The sequence below is a fragment of the Rothia sp. 32237D007AR genome (assembly GCF_053544675.1).
Map to the genome: position 1 here is coordinate 25459 of NZ_JBPPUO010000009.1, position 22644 is coordinate 48102.

General features: G+C 57.5%; 14 protein-coding genes. 8 read left to right on the plus strand and 6 right to left on the minus strand.

All coding sequences use genetic code 11. The features are described from left to right. Window positions 1-115 precede the first annotated feature (115 nt). Window positions 116-1576 carry a 30S ribosomal protein S1 gene (gene rpsA, locus ACED87_RS06870; protein ID WP_449083637.1) on the plus strand — a complete coding sequence of 487 codons (1461 nt, stop codon included), beginning with the start codon at window positions 116-118 and terminating at the stop codon, window positions 1574-1576. A gap of 117 nt (window positions 1577-1693) precedes the next feature. On the opposite strand, the gene ACED87_RS06875 is transcribed toward rpsA, so the two are convergent. After that, entirely contained in the window at window positions 1694-2386 is a 693-nt protein-coding gene (locus ACED87_RS06875) for an IMPACT family protein (protein WP_449083635.1), read from the minus strand. 92 nt (window positions 2387-2478) lie between these two features. Here ACED87_RS06875 and coaE point away from each other — a divergent pair, with 92 nt between their 5' ends. From coaE to ACED87_RS06895, 4 genes are all read left to right on the plus strand, one after another. Further along, window positions 2479-3096: a dephospho-CoA kinase gene (coaE, locus tag ACED87_RS06880; protein WP_449083634.1), complete on the plus strand. Its 618-nt coding sequence runs from the start codon at window positions 2479-2481 to the stop codon at window positions 3094-3096. 100 nt (window positions 3097-3196) lie between these two features. After that, the gene (locus ACED87_RS06885) at window positions 3197-5068 is read left to right on the plus strand and encodes a BCCT family transporter (RefSeq protein ID WP_449083632.1); all 1872 of its coding nucleotides are present in this window, start codon (window positions 3197-3199) and stop codon (window positions 5066-5068) included. A gap of 83 nt (window positions 5069-5151) precedes the next feature. Then, window positions 5152-7296 (plus strand): excinuclease ABC subunit UvrB, encoded by a 2145-nt coding sequence (uvrB, locus tag ACED87_RS06890; protein ID WP_449089772.1) that lies wholly within the window; start codon window positions 5152-5154, stop codon window positions 7294-7296. 216 nt (window positions 7297-7512) lie between these two features. Continuing rightward, window positions 7513-8706 carry a TerC family protein gene (locus ACED87_RS06895; RefSeq protein WP_449083628.1) on the plus strand — a complete coding sequence of 398 codons (1194 nt, stop codon included), beginning with the start codon at window positions 7513-7515 and terminating at the stop codon, window positions 8704-8706. Window positions 8707-8802: 96 nt separating this feature from the next. Here the strand turns inward: ACED87_RS06895 and ACED87_RS06900 are convergent, their stop codons facing one another. Together ACED87_RS06900 and ACED87_RS06905 are read right to left on the minus strand one after the other, a co-directional pair. Continuing rightward, window positions 8803-10215 carry an alpha/beta fold hydrolase gene (locus ACED87_RS06900; protein ID WP_449083627.1) on the minus strand — a complete coding sequence of 471 codons (1413 nt, stop codon included), beginning with the start codon at window positions 10213-10215 and terminating at the stop codon, window positions 8803-8805. A gap of 102 nt (window positions 10216-10317) precedes the next feature. Beyond that, window positions 10318-12921 carry a DEAD/DEAH box helicase gene (locus ACED87_RS06905; RefSeq protein ID WP_449083625.1) on the minus strand — a complete coding sequence of 868 codons (2604 nt, stop codon included), beginning with the start codon at window positions 12919-12921 and terminating at the stop codon, window positions 10318-10320. A gap of 99 nt (window positions 12922-13020) precedes the next feature. On the opposite strand from ACED87_RS06905, the gene ACED87_RS06910 reads away from it, so the two are divergent. The 3 genes from ACED87_RS06910 to ACED87_RS06920 all read left to right on the plus strand — a co-directional run bounded on the left by ACED87_RS06910 (window position 13021) and on the right by ACED87_RS06920 (window position 18201). Further along, a complete protein-coding gene (locus tag ACED87_RS06910) occupies window positions 13021-14667 on the plus strand; it encodes an ABC transporter transmembrane domain-containing protein (protein ID WP_449083623.1) in 1647 nt (548 codons plus the stop codon). After that, window positions 14660-16402: an ABC transporter ATP-binding protein gene (locus ACED87_RS06915; RefSeq protein ID WP_449083621.1), complete on the plus strand. Its 1743-nt coding sequence runs from the start codon at window positions 14660-14662 to the stop codon at window positions 16400-16402. Before ACED87_RS06910 ends, ACED87_RS06915 begins: the two co-directional genes overlap by 8 nt. An 86-nt stretch (window positions 16403-16488) precedes the next feature. Continuing rightward, complete coding sequence (locus ACED87_RS06920; RefSeq protein ID WP_449083619.1) at window positions 16489-18201, plus strand: formate--tetrahydrofolate ligase; 1713 nt, start codon at window positions 16489-16491, stop codon at window positions 18199-18201. A gap of 101 nt (window positions 18202-18302) precedes the next feature. Here ACED87_RS06920 and ACED87_RS06925 read toward each other — a convergent pair whose 3' ends face one another. The 3 genes from ACED87_RS06925 to ACED87_RS06935 all read right to left on the minus strand — a co-directional run bounded on the left by ACED87_RS06925 (window position 18303) and on the right by ACED87_RS06935 (window position 22644). After that, window positions 18303-19925 (minus strand): alpha/beta fold hydrolase, encoded by a 1623-nt coding sequence (locus tag ACED87_RS06925; RefSeq protein WP_449089773.1) that lies wholly within the window; start codon window positions 19923-19925, stop codon window positions 18303-18305. A 175-nt stretch (window positions 19926-20100) separates the two neighbouring features. Further along, complete coding sequence (dld, locus tag ACED87_RS06930; RefSeq protein WP_449083615.1) at window positions 20101-21819, minus strand: D-lactate dehydrogenase; 1719 nt, start codon at window positions 21817-21819, stop codon at window positions 20101-20103. A 117-nt stretch (window positions 21820-21936) separates the two neighbouring features. Beyond that, window positions 21937-22644, minus strand: a complete 708-nt coding sequence (locus ACED87_RS06935; RefSeq protein WP_449083613.1) for an MBL fold metallo-hydrolase — start codon at window positions 22642-22644, stop codon at window positions 21937-21939.

The window sequence follows — 22644 nt, forward strand, 5'->3', positions numbered from 1 at the left end:
CAGCGAACCATGTGGGCCTTACCCTGCACCATAGTCTTCAAGCTATACCGCGGGAGCACGTAAGAGTCTGCCTGTATTGACCTAGAAAACTATCCATATTGGAGCCCTACTCTCTATGAGCACCAACGTTCCCCAGGTTGCAATCAACGACATCGGCAACGAAGAAGAATTCCTCGCAGCAGTCGATGCAACCATCAAGTACTTCAACGACGGCGATCTCGTTTCAGGCGAAGTTGTCAAGGTTGACCACGACGAGGTTCTGCTTGACATCGGTTACAAGACCGAAGGTGTCATCCCCTCACGTGAACTTTCCATCAAGCACGACGTAGATCCCGACGAAGTTGTTTCTGTTGGTGACACCGTTGAAGCTCTTGTCCTCACCAAGGAAGACAAGGAAGGCCGCCTGATTCTCTCCAAGAAGCGCGCACAGTACGAGCGCGCCTGGGGCGACATCGAGAAGGTCAAGGAAGAAGACGGCGTCGTTACCGGTACCGTTATCGAGGTTGTCAAGGGTGGTCTTATCCTCGACATCGGCCTGCGTGGCTTCCTGCCTGCTTCACTGGTCGAAATGCGTCGCGTTCGCGACCTGGCACCCTACATTGGCCAGGAAATCGAAGCCAAGATCATCGAGCTGGACAAGAACCGCAACAACGTTGTTCTGTCCCGCCGTGCATGGCTTGAGCAGACCCAGTCTGAGGTCCGTTCAACCTTCCTCAACCAGCTCGAAAAGGGCCAGGTTCGTACCGGCGTTGTCTCCTCCATCGTTAACTTCGGTGCCTTCGTTGACCTCGGCGGCGTTGACGGTCTCGTCCACGTTTCCGAACTCTCCTGGAAGCACATCGACCACCCCTCAGAGGTTGTCGAAGTTGGCGACGAAGTTACCGTTGAAGTTCTTCTCGTTGAGCACGACCGTGAGCGCGTCTCACTGTCACTGAAGGCTACCCAGGAAGACCCCTGGCAGGCATTCGCTCGCACCCACGCACTGGGTCAGGTTGTACCCGGTAAGGTCACCAAGCTTGTACCCTTCGGCGCATTCGTTCGCGTTGAAGACGGCATCGAGGGCCTGGTTCACATCTCCGAACTCGCTGTTCGCCACGTGGATCTGGCAGAGCAGGTTGTCTCCGTTGGTGACGAACTGTTCGTCAAGGTCATCGACATCGACCTGGACCGCCGCCGCATCTCCCTGTCACTGAAGCAGGCCAACGAAGGTGTAGACCCTGAGTCCACCGAGTTTGACCCCGCTCTCTACGGCATGGCCGCAGAATACGATGAAGAGGGTAACTACAAGTACCCCGAGGGCTTCGACCCCGAGACCAACGAATGGCTCGAAGGCTTCGAAACCCAGCGTGCAGCATGGGAGCAGCAGTACGCTGACGCCCAGGCTCGCTGGGAAGCTCACAAGGTACAGGTCGCTAAGGCTCTGGAAGCTGACGCAGAAGCAGCCGCCGCTGCTCCCGCATCCGCTCCTGCTGAAGCTGCACCCACCTCATACTCTTCAGACAAGCCTGCCGAGACCGGCACCCTGGCTTCTGACGAGGCACTGGCTGAGCTGCGCAAGAAGCTGACCGGCAACTAATCCCGGTAACTCATTCACTGAATGAGTGAGCTGATAGGTAAGGGCCCCTCACACTAGAACAGTGTGAGGGGCCCTTACTCTATGAAAATGCAGAAAGACAAACCCTGTTGCCTGTCACTAGGGTAGATCGACCCACTGGGTGCTACCCCATACAATATGCCCTGAGCCAGCGGTTAGCTCAGCGAGAGCTTTTTCTGTGTGGGCGCAGGTGGCCTGGTCGTCAAAAACCCCTAAGGTGATATCAGCGCCGGTGGCGGTGTATTCGGTGCCCAGCACCGTATAACCCAGGGCCCTAAGATCGTTTTCGAAACGCCCTGCCTCACAGTGAGAGGCCGTGATGGTGCCAAGACGCAGGCGTTCTCGGGCAGTGAGATTGGCGGCGTCTAAGGTGGCAACGACTGCGTCTGTGTAGGCGCGCACCAGACCTCCTGCCCCGAGTTTGATGCCCCCGAAGTAGCGCACAACAACAGTGCAAATATCGGAGAGGTCTGTAGCTTCTTGCCCTTCACGCCCTTGGGTGCGGCGAGCCAGTAAGGCCTGGAGCATGGGGATGCCTGCTGTGCCGGCTGGTTCTCCGTCGTCGCTGGAGCGTTGAATCTGGCGGTCTGCCCCGATGATGAAGGCTGAGCAGACGTGGCGGGCGTCGTGGTAGATTTTGCGTTTCGATTCGATGAAGGCGCGGGCTTCTTCTTCTGACTCGACCCGTTGTGCATAGCCGATGAATTCGCTGCGCTTGATTTCTAGTAGGTGCCGGGTTTCTTCTGGGGTGGCGAGCACGGTGTAGCGGTTGGCGCGGGTTTCATCAGTCATGGTGTCTATTCTAGTGTGTGGTGCTCAGTGGGCGTAGGCTAGTGGGGCAGTATGGTTGCTTCTGGGCCTTGAAGATAAAGGGGATAGGTGCTGTGGTTGTGCGTATTGGTTTGACCGGTGGTATTGGGTCGGGTAAGTCGACGGTGGCGAAGATGCTGGTGGAGTGCGGGGCTGTGCTGATTGATGCTGATGCTATCTCTCGTCAGCTCATGGAGCCTGGCCAGCCGGTGCTGGCTGCGACCGTCCGCGCTTTTGGTGAGGGTATCTTACTGCCGACTGGGGAGCTTGACCGGGCGGCGTTAGCGTCCTTGGTGTTTTCTGATGAGCAGGCTCGTGCCCAGCTGAATGCTATTGTGCACCCGGCGGTGCGGGCTGAGGCGCAGCGTCAGCGGCAGCTTGCGGTGCAGGAGCACGGCCCGGGGGTTGTGATTGTTGAGGATATCCCTTTGCTGGTTGAGACTGGGCAGGCTTCTGAGTTTGATGGGGTGATGGTGGTGCAGGTGGATCCGCAGGAGCGTTTGCGTCGCCTGGTTCAGGGGCGGGGGATGAGTGAGGCGGACGCTCGTGCCCGCATGCAGGCTCAGGCTAGTGATGCGCAGCGCCGAGCGGTTGCTACCTGGGTTATTGATAATTCGGGTGGCATGGAGCGCACTGCTGCGCAGGTGCGCGCGGTTTTTGCTGAGGTGTCCGCTCTCTCGGTGGGTGAATAATGGCCTAGGGGAATGGAAATAAACCCCAAGCCAGCTTATTATTGATACGTTGCCCAGTAACCGGGCAACACCTGCGCAGGCGGTGGTTTACAAGGGGCCTGTGCAGTCAGACCCTTACTTCCACCAGGATAATTCTGTGCTGAACAAGCTACACGACCGGCTGGGGCTACGCACCAACCCCGTCATTTTCTTCTCATCTGCCCTGTTCATTCTAGTTTTTACCCTGCTGATGGTTCTCTTCCCCTCAGCTATGTCTAACGGTATTGGGCACATCTCAGGGTTTATCATCACCTACCTAGGCTGGATCTATGTTCTAGGCAACGCCGTCTTCTTTGCCTTCTTGATTTATATGGCAATGAGCCGTTTTGGCCGCATCAAAATCGGTAATGACGATGCAGTGCCTGAATATTCCGGGGTGGCCTGGTTCGGCATGCTCTTTGCCGCCGGTGTGGGTGCTGTGCTGCTTTTCTGGGGCGCAGCAGAACCTATCACCCACTACGCCAACCCGCCCTATGCTGGGGTAGAACCCCAGTCAGACCACGCAGCCCTAGAAGCTTTGGCCATCGGCAACTGGCACATTGGCCTGGGCATGTGGATTATCTTTACCGTCCCCGCCCTAGCCTTTGGTTACTTCACCTATAAACGCAAGCTCCCTCCCCGCATCTCCTCCATCTTCCAGCCCCTCCTTGGTGAGCGCATCCACGGCCCTATCGGTAAAACCATCGATATTATTGCCATCGTCTCCACCGTTTTTGGTATCGCTGTTTCCGTTGGTCTAGGTGCCCTACAGATTAACTCTGGTTTGGGCATCATGTACGGTATTCCTCTGGGCGGCTGGATCCAGGCTGCTATCGTCGCTCTCATTACCGCCGCTGGTATCACCTCTGTACTCATGGGCATGGACAAGGGCGTGAAACGTCTTTCCTACATCAACATTCTCATGGCTATCGCCCTGCTAGTCTTCGTCCTGATGACAGGTGCCTCCCGCTTTGTCACCCTGGGCACCATCGAAGGTATCGGCTACTTTATCCAAAAGCTGCCGGTCATGATGCTCTTTAACGACACCTTTGCCGATACTGGCTGGGTAGGCAGCTGGACTGTCTTCTACTGGGCCTGGACCGTCACCTGGGCACCCTTCGTAGGGCTTTTCATTGCCCGCATCTCCCAGGGCCGCACCGTGCGCCAGCTCATTCTGGGTGTGCTAGCTACCCCCACCCTTTTCACCATGATCTGGGTGGGCGTCTTCGGTATGAGTGCCTTCCACATCGAACGCAAAGAAAACGGCACCCTGGTAGAGACCGTCGTTGAAAAGAAAGACATCCCAGCCGCCCTCTTTGAATTCCTCAGCCACTTCCCCCTCTTCCCGGTCATCGCTGCCCTCACCCTGCTAGTTATCACCATCTTCTTCGTCACCTCCATTGACTCAGCCGCCCTGGTGATGGATGCCATCGCCAACGGCCATGAGAAACCTGCACCCAAGAAGCAGGGCATTTTCTGGGGTGCCTCCATCGGCCTGGTCTCTGCATCAATCCTGGTTGCAGCAGGTGACGACGGGCTAACCGCATTACAGAACGTCATCATCGTTATCGGCTTTCCCATGTGGATTATGGGGTTCATGGAGATGTGGATGCTAGTGCGCGCCCTACGCGAGGACGCCGGTGAACTACCTCCCATGCGAACCCGCCAGTGGAAGCAGGTTGTACCCATCGAGGAATACCACCGCCGAGCCCAAGAAGACAGCTCTTCGATTAAAGAGGTAACAATCCGCCCCGAATATAAGCTGGGCACCGAACCCGAATTTGAGGGCCTGATACCCAAGACAGGCCAGATTCCTGTGGTAACTGCTGAAGATCTTGCCCAGGATGCCGCCGCCCAGAAGGTAGCTACAAAGCCTGCTGAAGAACAAGGCACCCACACCCCTGTCATCACCGGAAAGTTACCTGCCACCGACATTAACCCCCAGAAGCAGTAGAGATTCCTCTTGCTCCTTAGCCCCCGATGAAACTAGTACATGTGTTCTAGTTTTGTCGGGGGTTTTTCGGTAGGGTAGAGGGCATGAGCCTTGCCCAAGAAATAAACCGCGTCGTCGCACCCTTCACAGTGATCTCTGAATACCAGCCAGCCGGCGACCAGCCCAAAGCAATCGCAGAGCTGACCGAACGCGTCCGCAACGGTGAAAAAGACATCGTGCTCATGGGCGCCACCGGCACCGGCAAATCCGCAACCTCCGCTTGGCTCATCGAAGCAGTACAACGGCCCACCCTGGTCATGGTACAAAATAAGACCCTGGCCGCCCAGCTAGCCAACGAACTGCGCGAACTACTACCCAACAACGCCGTCGAATACTTCGTCTCCTACTACGACTACTACCAGCCAGAAGCCTACGTACCGCAAACCGACACCTTCATCGAAAAAGACTCCTCCATCAACGAAGAAGTCGAACGCCTACGCCACTCGGCCACCAACTCCCTACTCACCCGCCGCGACGTCGTTGTGGTCGCCACCGTCTCCTGCATCTACGGCTTAGGAACCCCCGAAGAATACGTCGCCCAGATGGTCACCCTACGCCAAGGCCAAGAAATTGACCGCGACGAACTACTGCGACGCTTCGTTGCCATGCAATACGCCCGCAACGACCTAGACTTCCACCGCGGCACCTTCCGCGTGCGCGGCGACACCGTCGAAATCATCCCCATGTACGAAGAAAACGCCATCCGCATCGAATTCTTCGGCGACGAAATTGAAGCGATCTACACCCTGCACCCCCTCACCGGCGAAGTCATCCGCGAAGAAACCGAAATGTACGTCTTCCCCGCCTCCCACTACGTAGCCGGTGCAGAACGCATGGCCCGAGCCATCGCCTCCATCGAAGACGAACTACGCGACCGCCTCCAAGAACTCGAATCCCAGAACAAACTGGTCGAAGCCCAACGCCTACGCATGCGCACCCAATACGACCTAGAAATGATGGAACAAATGGGATTCTGCAACGGCATCGAAAACTACTCAAGCCACATTGACGGGCGCGCTCGCGGCACCGCCCCCCACTGCCTCTTGGACTACTTCCCCGATGACTTCTTGCTCATCGTTGATGAGTCCCACGTAACCATCCCCCAGATTGGTGCCATGTTTGAGGGCGATATGAGCCGCAAACGCACCCTGGTCGAGCACGGTTTCCGCCTGCCCTCAGCCATGGACAACCGCCCGCTCAAATGGGAAGAATTCTTAGACCGTATCGGGCAGACCGTCTACCTCTCAGCGACCCCCGGCAAATATGAGCTGGCCCAAGCCGATGGGGTAGTGGAACAGATTATTCGACCCACCGGCCTAGTGGACCCTGAAATTGTGGTCAAACCGACCCAGGGGCAGATCGACGATTTGTTAGAAGAGATCCGCCTGCGCGTAGAGCGCGACGAGCGTGTGCTAGTGACCACCCTGACTAAGCGCATGGCTGAGGATCTGACCGACTACCTCTTAGAACACGGGGTTAAGGTGCAGTACCTGCACTCCGATGTTGATACCCTACGCCGTGTTGAGCTACTGAGCGAACTGCGCCAGGGCGTTTTCGATGTGCTAGTGGGCATTAACCTGCTGCGTGAGGGCCTGGACCTCCCCGAAGTGTCCTTCGTTGCCATCTTGGACGCTGATAAGCAGGGCTTCCTACGCTCAACCACCTCCCTGATTCAGACCATCGGCCGTGCAGCCCGTAACGTGGGCGGGCAGGTGCACATGTATGCCGATAAAATTACTGACTCCATGCGCACCGCTATCGACGAAACCAACCGTCGCCGCGACATTCAACAAGCCTACAACCGTGAGCACGGCATCGACCCACAACCCCTGCGCAAAAAGATAGCCGATATCACCGACGTCCTAGCCCGTGAATCAGAAGACACCGCAGAACTCCTTGCCACCCGCAAGGGAGCCTCAGGCAAACTGGCCCCCACCAAGAAAGGCAGCAAATACGCCTCAACCAGCCCCGAAGCTGAAGAACTCTTCAAGAAAGCTGAAGCTAAGGTACGTAAAGACGGCCTGGCAGCAGCCCCTGCCGAAGACCTGCTGGGGCTCATTGAAGAGATGCACGCCCAGATGATGCAAGCTGCAGAAGAACTCAAATTCGAACTGGCAGGGCGTCTGCGCGATGAAATTGCCGATCTCAAAAAGGAGCTACGCGCCATGCAAGAAGCCGGGCACGCCTAAAGAAGAGCCCCCGCTGGCAGGGGTGCAGCTTCTGGGCGCTGGTGTAGCGGTGTTGCCATGGGTTATAGTTTTAGATTGAGCAAGGGAGTATCCCACTAATTCCTGTGTCGTCAGCACGTTGATCAAAGGCGCCCAACCGGGGCAGGAAACCACCCACAGCGGTGGTGGGAGAGACTTGTGGATTTTTGGCAAACCCAACCACAAGAAAGGCTCCCAATGCATATCACTGGGTTGCAGTGGGGTGTAACGATTGCGTTCATCCTGGCACTACTCGCTTACGACTTCTTCTTCCACGTGCGCAAAGCACACGAACCCACCATCAAAGAGGCAGCCATCTGGTCTGCCCTCTACGTCGGTATCGCCCTCCTCTTCGGCCTCGTCATCCTCTGGTGGGACGGCCCCCAATTCGCCGCAGAATACTACGGTGGCTACATCACCGAAAAAGCCCTGAGCGTTGATAACCTCTTCGTCTTCCTCATCATCATGGCCTCCTTCCGCGTGCCCCGCGCCGACCAGCAAAAGGTGCTACTCTTCGGTATCGTCTTCGCCATGATTGCCCGCACCGTTTTCATCCTGATCGGTGCTGCCGCTATTGAGCGCTGGAGCTGGGTCTTCTACGCCTTTGGTCTGATCCTCATCTACACCGCCGGTAACCTCATCAAGGGCGAAATCACCGATAAAGAAGAAGACGAAGCCAACAACATCGTAGTCCGTGCAGCTAAGAAAATGTTCCACACCGTTGACTACTACGACGGCGATAAGCTCTTCACCGTAGAAAACGGCAAGAAGGTCATGACCCCCATGCTGCTAGTTATGGTAGCTATCGGTGGTACCGACATCCTCTTCGCCCTGGACTCCATTCCCGCAATCTTCGGTCTAACCCAGGAAGCCTACATCGTCTTCACCGCCACCGCCTTCTCCCTGATGGGTCTGCGCCAGCTCTACTTCCTCATCGACGGTCTACTTGACCGCCTCATCTACCTCTCCTGGGGCCTGTCCATCATCCTGGCCTTCATCGGTGTGAAGCTACTGCTGCACGCCCTGCACGAGAACACCCTGCCCTTCATCAACGACGGCCAGCCGGTAAACGTCATGGAAGTCGGCATTGAACTATCACTTGCTGTCATCGTGGGTGTTCTGGTGATTACCATCCTTGCCTCACTGCTTTCACCCAAGGGTAAGGCCCTGGCCACTATCCAGAAGGTGCAGAACCTCTCTGAAGAGTACCTGAACCTGCCCGCCGATGCTTCTGAGGCTCAACGCGCCGAGATCCAGCGCAAGCTCGACGCCGAGGTAGCTAAATCCCACGAAATCCCGCAAAAGTACCGTGACGATCTGATTGAGTCAGAGAACGACTACCAGGACCTGGTACGCCGTGCCCGCACCGCTCACGCTGAACGCACCATCTAAAGTTAGACGGTAAAGCAACTAGCTCAAAGAACCGGCGCCCTCACCCCAGATACTGGGGCGAGGGCGCCGTCCTCTTAACACTGCTAGGCCATGGGGCTAACGCATATCAGCCAGCAGATCCTTCAGATGGCCCAAGATCAGAGGCCCATCCGTACCCAGACCATCGTGGTGGTGAGCCTGGGAGGACCACACCCGGGTAGTACCCACAAACCCGGCAGTCTTCATCGAATGAGCATAATCAACATACACATCAGGCTCATAGGCAGCAGCCGCCAGAGGCACCTCATTGCGGGCCAGCTGATCATGGTCGTAAAGACACCCCCAGTCCTTCTTCTCAGCCAACAGGTGGGCCACCTCAGCCAGCGGACGCAAAGCCGGGTCCTCCTCGTAGTACCAGGGGAAGATGTGCTCGCCGGTCAGCAGCAGGGGAGAAGCATCCTCCGCAAACTCTGGGCGCTCGGCGTACATGCGGGCCGCAGACCAGTTGGTCGGTGAGGCAGAAGGCGAGGTGCTCCCCAACTCCTGGGCGGGGCCGTCCGCATAAATTGTCTCGTGGAGCAAACCGTAGAGAGGGCTGGCCTGGAAACTCACCTGGGCCCCTACCGCTGCCAGGAACTGGCCCGAAAGCCACATCTCCGACTCAGCAAAAGCCGACTCCAGCAGGTAGTGCAGGCCCCTGGCCCGGCCGTTACCACCCAAAATATTACCTAGCATCTGAAAGCGGTGCGGGGTCAGGCGCTCGCCAGTAGGCAGGTGCTCTTCAGCCTGGGCTAGGTGCTTACTGATGCGCACGGCCAGCTCTTTATCTTCGGGGTACCAGTCGTAGTATTCCTCGGTGCGTTCTTTCATCCGGTCCAGGGTGGAGCGGTAGACATCGTCCACATGGGAGCGGATGGGGGCAAGGCCTGCCGTCATACGGGCGTCCTTGATGGACTGAGGTGCAAAGGAGAGATAGGAGAGGGTGAGGAAGCCTCCGAAACTCTGGCCCATGGTCGACCAGCGCTTGTCCTGGCGGTCAGCTAACAGAAACTCCCGGATAACCTCGGCATCGGCAATGATAGAGTCCGCCCGGAAAAGCTCGCAGAACTCAGCCTGCACATCGGGGGAGCCCTGGGCGGTGATGACGCGGGCAGAAAGCGGGGTGGAATTACCGGTGCCGCGCTGATCAAGAAGAACCAGACGGTGAGTCTTGGTCAGCTCACTCACCCAGCCTCCTTGGGCGACGGGGCGGGGGCTTTTACCGCCGGGCCCACCTTGCAGGTAGACCATGTAGGGGCGCTCATCGACTGAGGTGGTGAGCATGTGAGAAGTGTTAATGACCTCGCGGGCAAAAACAGTGATGCTCTGGTCAGCAAAACGGGACTCTAGGGCAGCAGCCTCACCCTTACCGTAGATGAGTCCGTGGGTCAGGGGCACAGTGAACCAGTGGTCTATCAGTTTGAGGGAGTCGATGGTGTGGGTGGCACCGACACGGTGGGACGGCTGGGGCAAGCGAGGGTGAGTAGGCATGGGGCTCCTTTACATGCAGGGGGAGTAGGGACCAGAAAACTACCGATAGTATGTCTTGCCCAGAAGGATTTCGGGAGGAATCTGGTCCCTTATATAGAGGGGCTAGAAAGCTCCTACGCTCTCAATCAGCACCACAGGCGCGCCTTCCTCATTGGATGCGTCCAGATCGATCTTGGCGGTAATACCGAAGTCGTGGTTGTCGTCAGGGTCGGCAAAGATTTGGCGTACCTTCCAGAAACCGGGGTGCTCAGCGGTGTCATCATCAATCTCAATCAGGCGTGGGGAGCGGGCCTCGGCGTCCGTATAAATATCCTCGTACTCATCAAAGTAATCATCCATGGCCTCAGCCCAACGATCGGCATCCCAACCTGAGCGCTCACCGTCAAGTTCGCCCAGTAGCCGGTCGCGTTCGTCCGCAAAGAGCTCCACGCGGCGGAAGAGGGCATTACGCACCATGACTTTAAAGGCGCGTGCATTATCAGTGACCTTGGGGGCAGACTCGGCAACAAGTTCCTCCAAAGAATCTTGTACCGGGGTGCCCTCCTCACCGGCGGCCATGCGCTCCCACTCGTCCACCAGGGAGGAGTCGGTTTGACGGATAACCTCACCCAGCCACTCGATCACGTCGATGAGCTCATCGGTCAGAGCAGATAGGGGCACGGTCTGGCGCAGGGCCTTATAGGCATCCGACAGGTAGCGCAGCAGAATTCCCTCGGAGCGCTCCAGCCCGTAGAACTGGATGTAGTCGCCAAAGCCCATGGCCCGCTCGTACATATCGCGTACCACGCTCTTAGGCTCAACCTCAAACTCCTTCATAAAAGGGGCGCCCGCTGAGTAGGTTTCAAAGGCCGCCTCTAGCAGGTCAGCTAGGGGCTGGGGGTAGGTGATCTTATCGAGCTCAGCCATGCGCTCGTTGTAATCCATGCCCTCAGCCTTCATCTCGGCCAGGGCCTCACTCTTGGCCTTCTTCTCTTGGCCAATGAGCACCTGGCGGGGCTTGTCTAGGGTGGACTCAATCACCGATACCGCATCGAGAGCGTAGGACTCTGACTCCTGATTCAGAAGAGATAAGGACGCCAGGGCGAAGGGGGAGAGCGGCTGGTTCAGGGCGAAGTTCTCCTGCAGCGAGACGGTTAGGCGCACGGTACGGCCAAACTCGTCAGGCTCCGGCAGGCGCTCCACCACGCCCCCGTTCAACAGCTCCCGGTAGATACCAATGGCCTTGCGCTTGAGAGCCCGCTGCTTGATGGGTGGCTCATGGTTAGCGGTCAAAAAGAGCATGACGGTCTCAAAGGGGTCAGCCTCGCGCTGGAGCATATTGAGCATCATGGAGTGAGTCAGCTGGAAGGAAGAAGTCAGTGGCTCAGGTTCTGCGGCAATAATCTGCTCAAAGGTCTTCTCGCTCCAGGCCACAAAACCCTGAGGGGGCTTCTTCTTTTTGCCGCGTAGCGACTGGGCTATTTTCTTCTCATCCCCCTGGAACTTCTCCCGGGCCTTGGCCTCAAGCCGGTCGTTCTCAATTTCGTGTTCGGGGGCCTGAACCACCACGTAACCGGCCGTATCGAACCCGGCTCGGCCTGCGCGTCCTGCGATCTGGTGGAACTCACGAGATTTTAGACGGCGGGTGCGCTGCCCATCAAACTTTGAGAGGGCAGTAATGAGCACAGTACGAATCGGCACGTTGATACCTACACCCAGGGTGTCTGTTCCGCAGATTACTTTGAGCAGGCCAGCCTGGGCCAGCTGTTCTACCAGGCGGCGGTACTTGGGGAGCATACCGGCATGGTGAATACCAATACCGTTTTTAATATATTTCTGTAGCTGCTTGCCGAAGCCTGCCGAGTAGCGGAAGCCTGCGGTCAGCTCGTTGATACGCTCCTTATCTTCCTTGGTGGCAATAGCCAGGCTCATGAGGGAGGCTGCCGTATCAATGGCCTGTAGCTGGGAGAAATGCACAATGTAGACCGGAGCCTGGTGGGTGCTCACCAGCTCATCTACCTTCTCCACTAGGGGCTCACGGGAGTAGGCGTAGTTGAGCGGAATAGGGCGGGTTTCGCTGGTGACCAGGGAGGTTGGGCGGCCGGTGAGCTCGGTCAGCTCGCGTTCAAAACGACTGGTGTCGCCCAGGGTTGCACTCATGAGCAGGAACTGGGCCTGAGGTAAATCAAGTAGGGGGGCCTGCCAGGCCCAGCCGCGCTGGGGGTCTGAGTAGAAATGGAACTCGTCCATAATGACCTGGGTGAGGTCAGCGCCTTCACCCTCGCGTAGCACGATGTTGGCAAGAATCTCTGCGGTGCAGCAGATAAGAGGGGCGTCCGCGTTAATAGAAGAATCGCCGGTCACCATCCCCACGTTCTCGGCTCCAAAGATCTCGCACAGATCAAAGAATTTCTCTGACACTAAGGCCTTAATGGGGGCGGTGTAGTAGGAGCGTTGGCCAGATGCTAACCCCATGAAGTGGGCGGCAACGGCCACCGTGGATTTACCCGACCCGGTGGGGGTAGCCAGAATGACGTTGTGACCGGCCGCTAGCTCAAGTACTGCTTCATCTTGGGCGGGGTAGAGTTCCATTCCCCGGGCTTCAATCCAGGCTAAAAAGGCTTCGTAGGCTTCATCGCCTGTGAGTGGGTTAGAGGCAAAGTCGCCACGGAAATAGGGTTTGCTGTTATCGGCTAGGGAAGGGGAGAGAAAGGGAAGAATCTTCATGGTTCTTCTAGTCTAGTTCAGTTCCCACAGGTGCAATAAATGTGATAGAAAACAATGAGATGCGATTTTTATTGTGGTGGGAAGAAGTAGAGGGTAAGAGTGGTAGATAGCAGTCATAGCACAGTTAAAGAAGAAAAAGTTAAGTTCCGTATTGTCCCGCCGGGCTTCCGCTGGCGTCCTCTCTTTTTTCTGCCCTTCCTGCTCGATATTCTCACCTCTCTGGCCCTTGTTTTTCTGCCGGTTCTGGTGGGCACCATTATTGACCTGCATACTTCTGGTGATGAGGCATCTGCCTGGCGGCTGGTTTGGCTGTTGGTGGGTGCGGTGATATACCTGTCGATTGTGGAGTGTGTGGGCTGGGGCATCACTTTTAGAGTGACAGCCCGTATTGAGCGAGACTGGCGGCTCTATATCTCCCACCTGATTTCTGCTAGCCCTAACCGTGATACCGGGGCCCTGATTGCTATTTTGAACAAGGACGCAAAATCATTGGCTTCTATGTGGCAGCCCATGATTTTAGCTTTCTCTGCGGTGGGTGTGACCGCCCTGGGCACCTGGCAGCTGTGGCGTATTAGCCCGGCCATTGCGGTGGTGGCTCTGGGGGGTCTGATTCTGACCATGCTGACCCTCACCTGGATTTCTAAGATCTTAGAAAAGCACGCGGATCTTTTCCGTGAGAAAGTGGGCGTTTCTACCTCGCGGGCTTCTGATATTGCCTCATCGATTCGCACCATTTTGGGTTTGGGCGCCCAGCGGCGCATGATGGACCGCTACGGGGCTACCGCCCAAGACGTCTACACCTCTCAGATTCGTTTAGAGAGCGTGCAAACCTGGTCGTATGCGGTGCGTAACTTCCTGGTAGGGGCCGTGACCTGGGTGGTGATTGCCTTGGCCCTGCGCGGGGCTGCCCCTGAGGGCGCCTGGATTACGGAAGTCCCCGCTGGCCAGCTAGTCACCGTTGTTGGCCTGATTAATACTCTCAGCGGCCCCATCTGGTCGGTGGAGATGCTGCTCTTTTCCTGGCGTACTGCACGGGTGTCCCTCAAACGCATTGATAAACTTGCAGCTGAAGTTGAGAGGAACTCTCAGCTTGAAGGTAAGGACGCCCCCGCCCCAGTTCCCAGCGCCGTAGCAGGGCAGGTGCTGGTTGAGGTTCCCCGGGCCAGCGCCCCGGTTCACTACATCAACCCGCGCGAAGCCGGGTTGCCTGCCCAAGATTATGCAGAAGCCCTTACAGAGGCCTTACGACTCAGATACAGCCCCTCAAACAACGCCCAGGAGGTCAAAGAGCCTACTGGGGGCGAGCGCGTCCTGCTCTCAGAACCCAACCCCATGATCTTTGCCGGAACCCTGGCAGAGCACCTGCAGATGGGTACCGAGGGGCTGAGCCGCGAGCGCATGATTGACCTGCTCCAGCTCACCGACTCCGAAGAAATTGCCGTCCGGCTCGGCAGCCGGGACCCCGACAACTACCTGGCCAGCACCCTAGCCTCAGAAGGCACCAACCTCTCTGGTGGCCAGCGGCAGCGTCTGGCCCTGGCACGGGCACTGGCCCAGCCAGCGTCCATACTGGTGCTAACTGAACCCTTGAACTCGGTGGATGAGCCTAGCCAGAAGTTCATTCTTAACCAGTTAGAGGCCAAGACGGGGCAACCTGGCCCTCTAGCGCACATCCGCCGCATATATCTGATTTCAACCACGATGGAAGTTGAGCGACGACTGAAAGCAGGTGGCACCTGTGGCTAACCTCCTCCCGATTACTGACGGTAAGAGAACCTGGCGGCTACTGGCCCGGTCGATTCTCAGAACACCGTGGCAGTTTTCCTGGCTTATTGCCCTGTTTGTGGTCTGCTCTGTGGCGACCCTGCTTACCCCTGTGATGGTGGGGCGGGTCATTGACCGAGCTACCCTTGGGCAGTTGAAGAGCTACCCCTGGGCGGAGCTGGCCGTCATTGGTGTGGCTGTGGTAGCCAGCGCCTTACTGACCCGCGCCTGGACCTTCCAAGGCCAGAAGATGGGGGTGCGCCTGAACCGAGATCTGGGTATCGACCTGGTAGGGGCCTCCCTGCACCTTGATGCCCAGACTGTTGAGGACGCTGGCTCAGGTGATCTTGTGGCCCGCCTGACTGATGATGTTGATAGCATCCGCCAGGTGTTGGCTACCGGTCTGCCAGAGTTTGCCCATATCAGTGTCTATATGGTGATTACTGCGGTGACAATTTTTATGCTCAACCCGGTGATTGGTCTGGTGACTGTGCCGATGTTCGTTTTGATGTTGCTGGCTCTGTCAATTTTTCTTCCCAAAATTGCTCTGGCCACGCGGCAAAAAACTGAGGCAGTGAGCGGTCTGACCGTGGTAGCCACCGAGAATATTCGGGGGGCAGGTACTGTGCGAGAACTGGGCATCGAATCCTCGCGAGCCCGTGTGCAGAAGGAGCGGATCTGGGAGGTTTTTAGGGCAAGTGACCGTATTGTTGTGGTGCGCTCTATTTTCTGGTCTGTGGATGCTTTCATCTCTTTCCTGCCCCTGGTTCTAGCTATGGTGTGGGGCGCTTACTGTGTGGAGCGGGGCTGGGCGAGCTGGGGTGAGGTTGCTACCGCCTCAATCATGCTCTTCACCATGCGTATTAACTCAGATATTTTCACCTTCTGGCTTGATCGCCTGCGTGAGATGACCGTTACCATGGGCCGAGTCTTTGGTGTTATTGACCTCTCCACCCAGCAGCAGGCCCGCCGCGGCAGCAAGCAGACAAGTGCCCTGGCGCACCTGCCTGAGCAGGGTGCGTCCGTCCCGATGATTGACCTACAGGGTGTAACTTACGGTTACGACCCCCAGGCCCCTGTTATCAAAGGAATTAACCTACAGGTGGCAGCGGGGGAGAGCCTTGCCCTGGTGGGGCGCTCCGGTTCGGGTAAAACTACCCTGGCTCGCCTGATTGCAGGGTCCCTGACCGCAGATAGTGGAACCGTGCTGGTAGGTAGCCAGCTGGTGGGTAACGGGCTTTACCCCACCCAGGCGGATGCCAGTGGACGGCCCGCTCTGCTCATCTGCACCCAAGAAGCCCACGTTTTTGTGGGCACCCTGGCAGATAACATGAGCGTTGCTGCCCCCACAGCTAGCGCCGAACAGATGCTGACCGCCCTGCGCATGGTAGGTGCTAACTGGGTCGATGACCTACCTGAGGGGTTAGAGAGTCAGATCGGCGGTGATGGCACGAGTCTGACGCGCGACCACATTCAACAACTGGCTCTAGCTCGTATTGTGCTGGCAAACCCCCAGGCGGTAATTCTTGATGAATCCACCACTCAACTTGAACTGGCGGACGCCCGCCAGTCCCTAGCTGCCCTCATGCAGGGCCGCTCTGTCATCATCATCTCTCATGACGCCCGCATCGCCTCTTTAGCTGACCGGGCTGTTCTCCTAGAGGACGGTGAGTTGGTGGCCCAGGGCACCCCGGAAGAGATTTTTGCCCGCGCCTAGGTCAGCCATTTTTCCATCTGGCACTTATCACAGCTGACCCACTAGAATATAAGGGTCACTTACTCGTTCCACAGAAGAAAGCTTCTATGAGCACTAAGCCTTTCCCCTCTGATCTTGAAATCGCCCAGGCCGCAACCCTGCAGCCAATTAGCGAGATTGCCGAAGCATCAGGTATCAATCAAGACCGCCTAGAACCCTACGGCAAGTATGTGGCTAAGGTACAGCTCACCGACGAAACCACCGCAGAAAAGGCCCTAGGCCGCGGCTCTAAATACATTGTGGTCACCGCCGTCACCCCCACCCCCCTCGGTGAGGGTAAGACCGCCACCTCAGTTTCTCTAGCTCAGGGTATGGCAGCAACTGGCCGCAAGGCCATGCTCACCTTGCGTCAGCCCTCAATGGGCCCCACCTTCGGCATCAAGGGCGGCGCAGCAGGCGGCGGCTACTCCCAGATCGTTCCCATGGAGAAGCTCAACCTGCACCTGACCGGCGACTTCCACGCTGTCACCGCAGCCCACAACCTCCTAGCTGCCATTATCGATAACCACCTGCACCACGGCAACGAGCTGCGCATCGACACCCGCGCTATCACCTGGCGCCGTGTCATCGACATGAACGACCGCGCCCTGCGTAACGTCGTCATTGGCCTGGGCGAGCGCATGGACGGTGTACCGCGCGAAACCGGCTTTGACATTACTTCTGCCAGTGAAATCATGGTCATCCTTTCTCTGGCCACTAGCTTCGCTGACCTGCAAGAGCGCCTAGCTAAGGTTGTTATCGGCCTGAACGTCGATGGTGACCCTGTAACCGCTGCTGACCTTAAGGCAGATGGCGCCATGGCCGTCATTCTGGCTGACGCTATCAACCCCAACCTGCTCCAGACCCTTGAGAAGACCCCCGCCTTGATTCACGCAGGGCCCTTTGGCAACATCGCCACCGGTAACTCATCGGTGGTAGCTGACTATGTTGGCCTAGAGCATGCCGACTACGTGATTACTGAGGCTGGTTTCGGTGCAGATATGGGTGCGGAGCGCTTCTTTAACGTCAAGTGCCGTGTCTCTGGTCTGAAGCCGGACGCCGCCGTGCTGGTCGTCACCGTCCGCTCTCTTAAGTCTCATTCAGGCCGCTACAAGATTGTGCCGGGTAAGCCCCTGCCTGAGGGCCTGCTAGCTGAGAACACTGGCGATGTTGAGGCTGGTGCCGCTAACCTGCTGAAGCACATTGAGATTGTGCGTTCCTTTGGTGTGCAGCCGGTGGTTGCTATTAACGCTTTCCCCACCGATTTTGAGTCAGAGCATGAGACTATTCGTCGTATCGCTGAGCAGGCTGGTGCGCGTGTGGCTATCCACCGCGGCGTAGCTGAAGGCGGTAAGGGTGTTACTGATCTTGCGGACGCTGTTGCCGCAGCTTGCGATGATGTGAGCGAGTTGACCTACACCTACGAGGATGAGGACAGCCTGACCACCAAGATTGAGAAGGTTGCCACCAAGGTTTATGGGGCAGATGGTATTGAGGTTGCCCCGGTTGCTGCCAAGCAGTTGGCCCGCTACGAGGAGCTAGGCTACGGTAACCTGCCGGTTGTTATCGCCAAGACCCACCTGTCTATCTCCGCTGATGCTTCCTTGAAGGGGGCCCCCACCGGCTGGACCTTGCCTGTGCGTGAGGTGCGCCTGGCTGCTGGTGCTGGCTACGTTTACGCTATCTGCGGCACTATGCGTACCATGCCGGGTCTGGCTAAGTCCCCGGCTGCTGAGCGGATAGGTTTTGACGAGAACGGCACCATGGTCGGCCTCTTCTAAACCGGCCTTAAAGCGGTAGGTACCAGCTAACTCGGTTATACCCACGAACTAGGTGGGTATAACCGAGTTAGCTGGTACCTTCCTCTGTTAAAGAGCTCTATTTACTCTTGTTCAAAACCTTCAGCCCTCAATTCATCGGGCTGGCACACTGTCCCGTCCTTGGGCACGGTGCCCTCCACTAGGTAGGCGGTTGCCAGCTTATCGACGCAGGTAGAGCGATCCGAGAAGGACGCCCCGTGCCCAGCTCCTTCAAGCGTTACGAAGGAAGCCTTACCCAGCTGACGGGCCAGCTCCTGGCCGTGCTGGTAGGGAGCGGCATGGTCCCCGGTAATACCAATGACCAGCAGGTCGGTTGATACCTTGGACGCGTCAAACGAGGTCGTAATATCGGTGCCGGTCGCGGGCAAAACCGGGCAGTCAAACTCGGTAAATTCAGCCAGCACTTCATCGGTAATCTCAGGGCCACCGATAAACTCGGGTACGCCAACCTCCTTCATGTGGGCGAGCAGGGCCTCTACATCGGGGATCTTGGGCTTAGAAGGGCAGACCACCAGCTGACCCGCTGTATCAATCTCTGCGCTGTTGGCCGCAATCATTTCAGCCAGAGTATCAATGGACTCTTTGTCCCCAGCCTTAGCCTTACCCAGTAGATCCAGTCCGTCACCCTGCATCACGTCCGGCCCGTAGAGCTGGCTGATCAGGTAGTCCCGTAGCGCAGAGCCGGTAATCTCGGTGCCGTCAGTGGCCACCAGGGGCTTATCGGTCAGAGACTTTTGATAGTCCAGCATCTGGCGCTCGCTGGTGAAGGGGCAGGTCACCGCGTCCCCCTCTGAGGTGGCGAGCTCAGAGCAGCGGTCTGCTAGGGCACCAACAGCTTTAGATACGGCCACCATCTGGTCGTAACTGTGGGTGAGAGCTCCCCACTGGGCGTTTTCAGCAGAGTCGAGCACCATGCGTCCTGCCTTCTCAGGGAAGAGAGTAGCGTAGGTTGCCCCCAGCATAGTGCCGTAGGAGTAGCCCAGATAATCCAGGCGCTCGCCTCCGGCCAAAGAACGCAGAAGTTCCATGTCGCGGGCTACCTGGGAGGTGCCCATGTAGTTGGCAACCTCCGAACTGGCAGCGCACTCGGCTAGCTGCACAGCAGCTACCTCAGACTCAGACTCGCAGATAACGGGGGATGAGGCCCCTATACCGCGGGGGTCAAACCCCCAGAGCTGGTGACTTTCCAGTACAGGGGCAAAGGACGGTTCGGTGGCCAGTGACATTGCGTGCTGAATTCCGCCGATTCCGGGCCCACCGGGGTTGGTAAAGAGGGGAGCCTGCTGGCCGCCTGTCGATACAGTACGGCTGACGGCCAGCTCGACGGTGCGGTTGTCTTCTGGGTCGCCCCAGTTCAGCGGGGCGGTGACGGTTCCACACTCGTAGTTGGCGTAGTCAAAGCCTGTTTCCTTCAAAATTTCTTCGTTCTCGGGTGAGAAGCCGCTGTGCTCGGCTGTGCATTCACCCCAGCTGATGCTCTGATCGTAGAAGTTCTCAAAGTTTTCCCGCTGCCAGGTTGCCCCGTGGGATGGGTCAGCGGCTGGGGCTATGGTCTGCTCTGAGGGTTGCTGGGCTGTGGGAGCGTCGAGGCTGCACCCTGCCAGTGCCAGGGCACTGATGGTGAGGACGGCTGTGGTCAGGTAGGTGGCACGACGGCAGGCTAATCGGGGGATCGCGGTGGTCACGGTTATCTTCTTTCTGTGACCGGTTGTGCGAGCCTGCCCTATACCGGAGGCAGGCCCGCCAACCAATCAGGTGAGAACGGTTTTCATATGTCTGTAAAAACCAGTGTAGTCTCACACCTGTCTTAAGAAATCAGCCGTCAGGATGAACCTGCTACCCCGCCGCTAGGCGGAGAATTTACTCAGCCCAGTTCCTTTTGGGGGAGGTACCGCCAATACCTGCGTTGAAGGTGTTGGTGGGGTCCAGCTCCTTGAAGTGTTCCACCATGGCCTCTGGCATGTGGTAGAGACGCCCGTAGTTGTGTTCAGCAGGTAGTTTGGCACCACGGGCCTCCAACAACTCCTGAATCTCGTCGTGCAGCTTGTGGGGGTCAACACCCTTTTTCGCTACATAGTCTTGGTGCATGACGTGGCAGAAGAAGTGTCCGTAGTAGGCGGTGACATCCAACTGGTCGGCAATTTCTGGCGGTAGGGTCTCAAGCCAATCCCAGTCATCTCGCCGCAGGGCAACATCGATGGGGATCAGCTCACCGAGCTCTTTACGTTTCATGGCAGCATAGCGGGTAGCTGCACTGGCTGCCCCGAAACGGTGAAGGTTGGCGCTTTTAGCCTCGTCCGCCGTGCAGATGAAGAAGTCACCCTCATGCTCTGGGGTTGCGAAGAAGTCTGTGAGCATGGTTTCGGTCTGAGCTTTTTGGGCCTGGCTGACGGTGAGTAGCAGGTGATGTTCGAAGCGGTTACGGTAGTCCCGTAGCCGTTGGGGAAGTTGGCTGGGTACCAGGTCAAACATGCGCTGGGAGACCGTATCTGCAAAGGTTGGCCCGATTCCTGGCACCTTACCGAAGACCCCGTTAGCCCAGGTCTTGAAGGCAAACATGCGGGTTTGTAGGGCAGAGCTCATGTATTTGAGGAAGACGAAGGTGTCTTTACCGTACTTTTCTGCCAAATCGAAGGCGCTACGGCCCATGTACTCACCTGAGATGGGCAGGGGCATATCGGCTTGGAGGAAGATACGGCGAATTTCTTCAAGTTCACGGGGGCTGTGCGTGCCAATGTAGAACATGGCCGGGTTCTTCTCCAGCGGGAAGGTGCGGGTTCGCACAGCAAAGACCATGATTTTTCCTGCCGAGCCGGACGCCTCAAAGAGGTATTCGGGGTTGGCGTTGTAGCGGGCGGGGGTCGGCTCCATTTTTCGCAGGTGGGCGGCATACTCAGTTTCGCTACTGTCAGCAGGGGCCGGGGTGACGTCCTGCGCCGACCAGTCGCCCTCTTGTAGACGCTGGAGGGCGGTCTCGGGGTCTTCACCCAGGGTAATGCCTAGGTGGTTGATGAACTCGACCTTGCCCTGTTCATTGACGCGGGCGTAGATAGCTTCGCGGGTGAAGGCCGGACCCTTACGGATCTGGCTACCACCGGAGTTATTGGCAATACCACCGATGACCGAAGCACCAATGGAGGTTGACCCGATGACCGAGTGGGGTTCACGGCCGTGCGGGGCCAGCTCTTCGGTCAGGTGGGTGAGGGTGGCCCCTGCCAGGGAGATTGCCTCCTGGGCGTTGTTAATAAGGTGTACCCGGTTAATGAGGTGGGTGGAGATGAGGACGATGGGCCGGTCATAGTCCTGGAAGCCTGGGCCAGAGCCACCGGTCAGACCCGTATTGGAGGCCTGGGGAATGACCATGAAATTGTGGTCCACACAGACCTGCAGGGCCTTCCACATCTGCACCAGGGTGGTGGGGCGTAGCACAGCTAAGAGGGGGCCGCCACCGAACCGGTAGCCCTTACTGTAGGCCATGGTAGTCCGCTCTGAGGTGAGCACATGCTCAGTGCCAACAATATCTTTGAGAGCCTTGAGGGCCTCTTGATGGGCTCCTGTGGGGGTGGGGGAAGTAGTCATATCATATCTTTCTATTGGGTTGGAACTTGCACCTGGGAACTGAGGTCCTGTGCGCTAAGACAGTTGCTAGAGAGGAGAGTTACTGGGTGTATTCGTAGCTAGGGTTTTCGTCGTGGTTTACCAGCCCCGTTCCTTCCATTCGGGCAGCTGGGGGCGCTCCTTGCCTAAAGTAGTGGAATCGCCATGGCCCGGGAGCACCAGGGTGCTATCGTCAAAGCGGTCAAAAATACGCTCTGACACATCAGCAAAGAGCTGCTCAAAATCCTGGGGCGAGTTTGTTTTACCCAGCCCGCCGGGGAAGAGTGAATCCCCGGTAAAAAGGAGAATCTGCTCACCGGCGTCCTCACCGCTGGTAGGTGCTCGCAGGGCCAGGGCGATAGAGCCAGGAGTGTGCCCGCGCAGCGAAATGACCTCTAGGTCAATACCTGCCAGGGTCAGGTGCTCGCCGCCAACTAGGCGTTCTTCAACTTCTACGTCTTCTTGCTCAGCGATGGCCTGCGCATCGGGGGCGCCGCAGTAGGTGGTTGGGCCCCAGGCCTCAATTACCTGGTGCAGGGCGCGAATATGGTCCCAGTGAGAGTGGGTGGTGATCAGGGCGCGGACGCTTGCCCCCGGCTGATTACCTGATGCGGGGCAGTCGGTGGTGGCAGCTTGTTGAACTAGGGTTTCTATGGCAGGGAAATCGTCGGCGGCGTCAATAAGCACCTGCTCCCCGCTTGCCCGATTGGTGAGGAGGTAAACATTGTTTTCCATCTCTGATACGGCGATGGATCGAACGGTGAGGGTGTCAGACTCAAAAATTAGGGTATTAGCTAGGTCACTCAT

Coding starts and splice junctions, on each gene's coding strand:
- rpsA (WP_449083637.1), top strand. CDS start 116: ATGAGCACCAACGTTCCCCAGGTTGCAATCAACGACATCGGCAACGAA.
- ACED87_RS06875 (WP_449083635.1), bottom strand. CDS start 2,386: ATGACTGATGAAACCCGCGCCAACCGCTACACCGTGCTCGCCACCCCA.
- uvrB (WP_449089772.1), top strand. CDS start 5,152: ATGAGCCTTGCCCAAGAAATAAACCGCGTCGTCGCACCCTTCACAGTG.
- ACED87_RS06895 (WP_449083628.1), top strand. CDS start 7,513: ATGCATATCACTGGGTTGCAGTGGGGTGTAACGATTGCGTTCATCCTG.
- ACED87_RS06900 (WP_449083627.1), bottom strand. CDS start 10,215: ATGCCTACTCACCCTCGCTTGCCCCAGCCGTCCCACCGTGTCGGTGCC.
- ACED87_RS06905 (WP_449083625.1), bottom strand. CDS start 12,921: ATGAAGATTCTTCCCTTTCTCTCCCCTTCCCTAGCCGATAACAGCAAA.
- ACED87_RS06920 (WP_449083619.1), top strand. CDS start 16,489: ATGAGCACTAAGCCTTTCCCCTCTGATCTTGAAATCGCCCAGGCCGCA.
- dld (WP_449083615.1), bottom strand. CDS start 21,819: ATGACTACTTCCCCCACCCCCACAGGAGCCCATCAAGAGGCCCTCAAG.
- ACED87_RS06935 (WP_449083613.1), bottom strand. CDS start 22,644: ATGAGTGACCTAGCTAATACCCTAATTTTTGAGTCTGACACCCTCACC.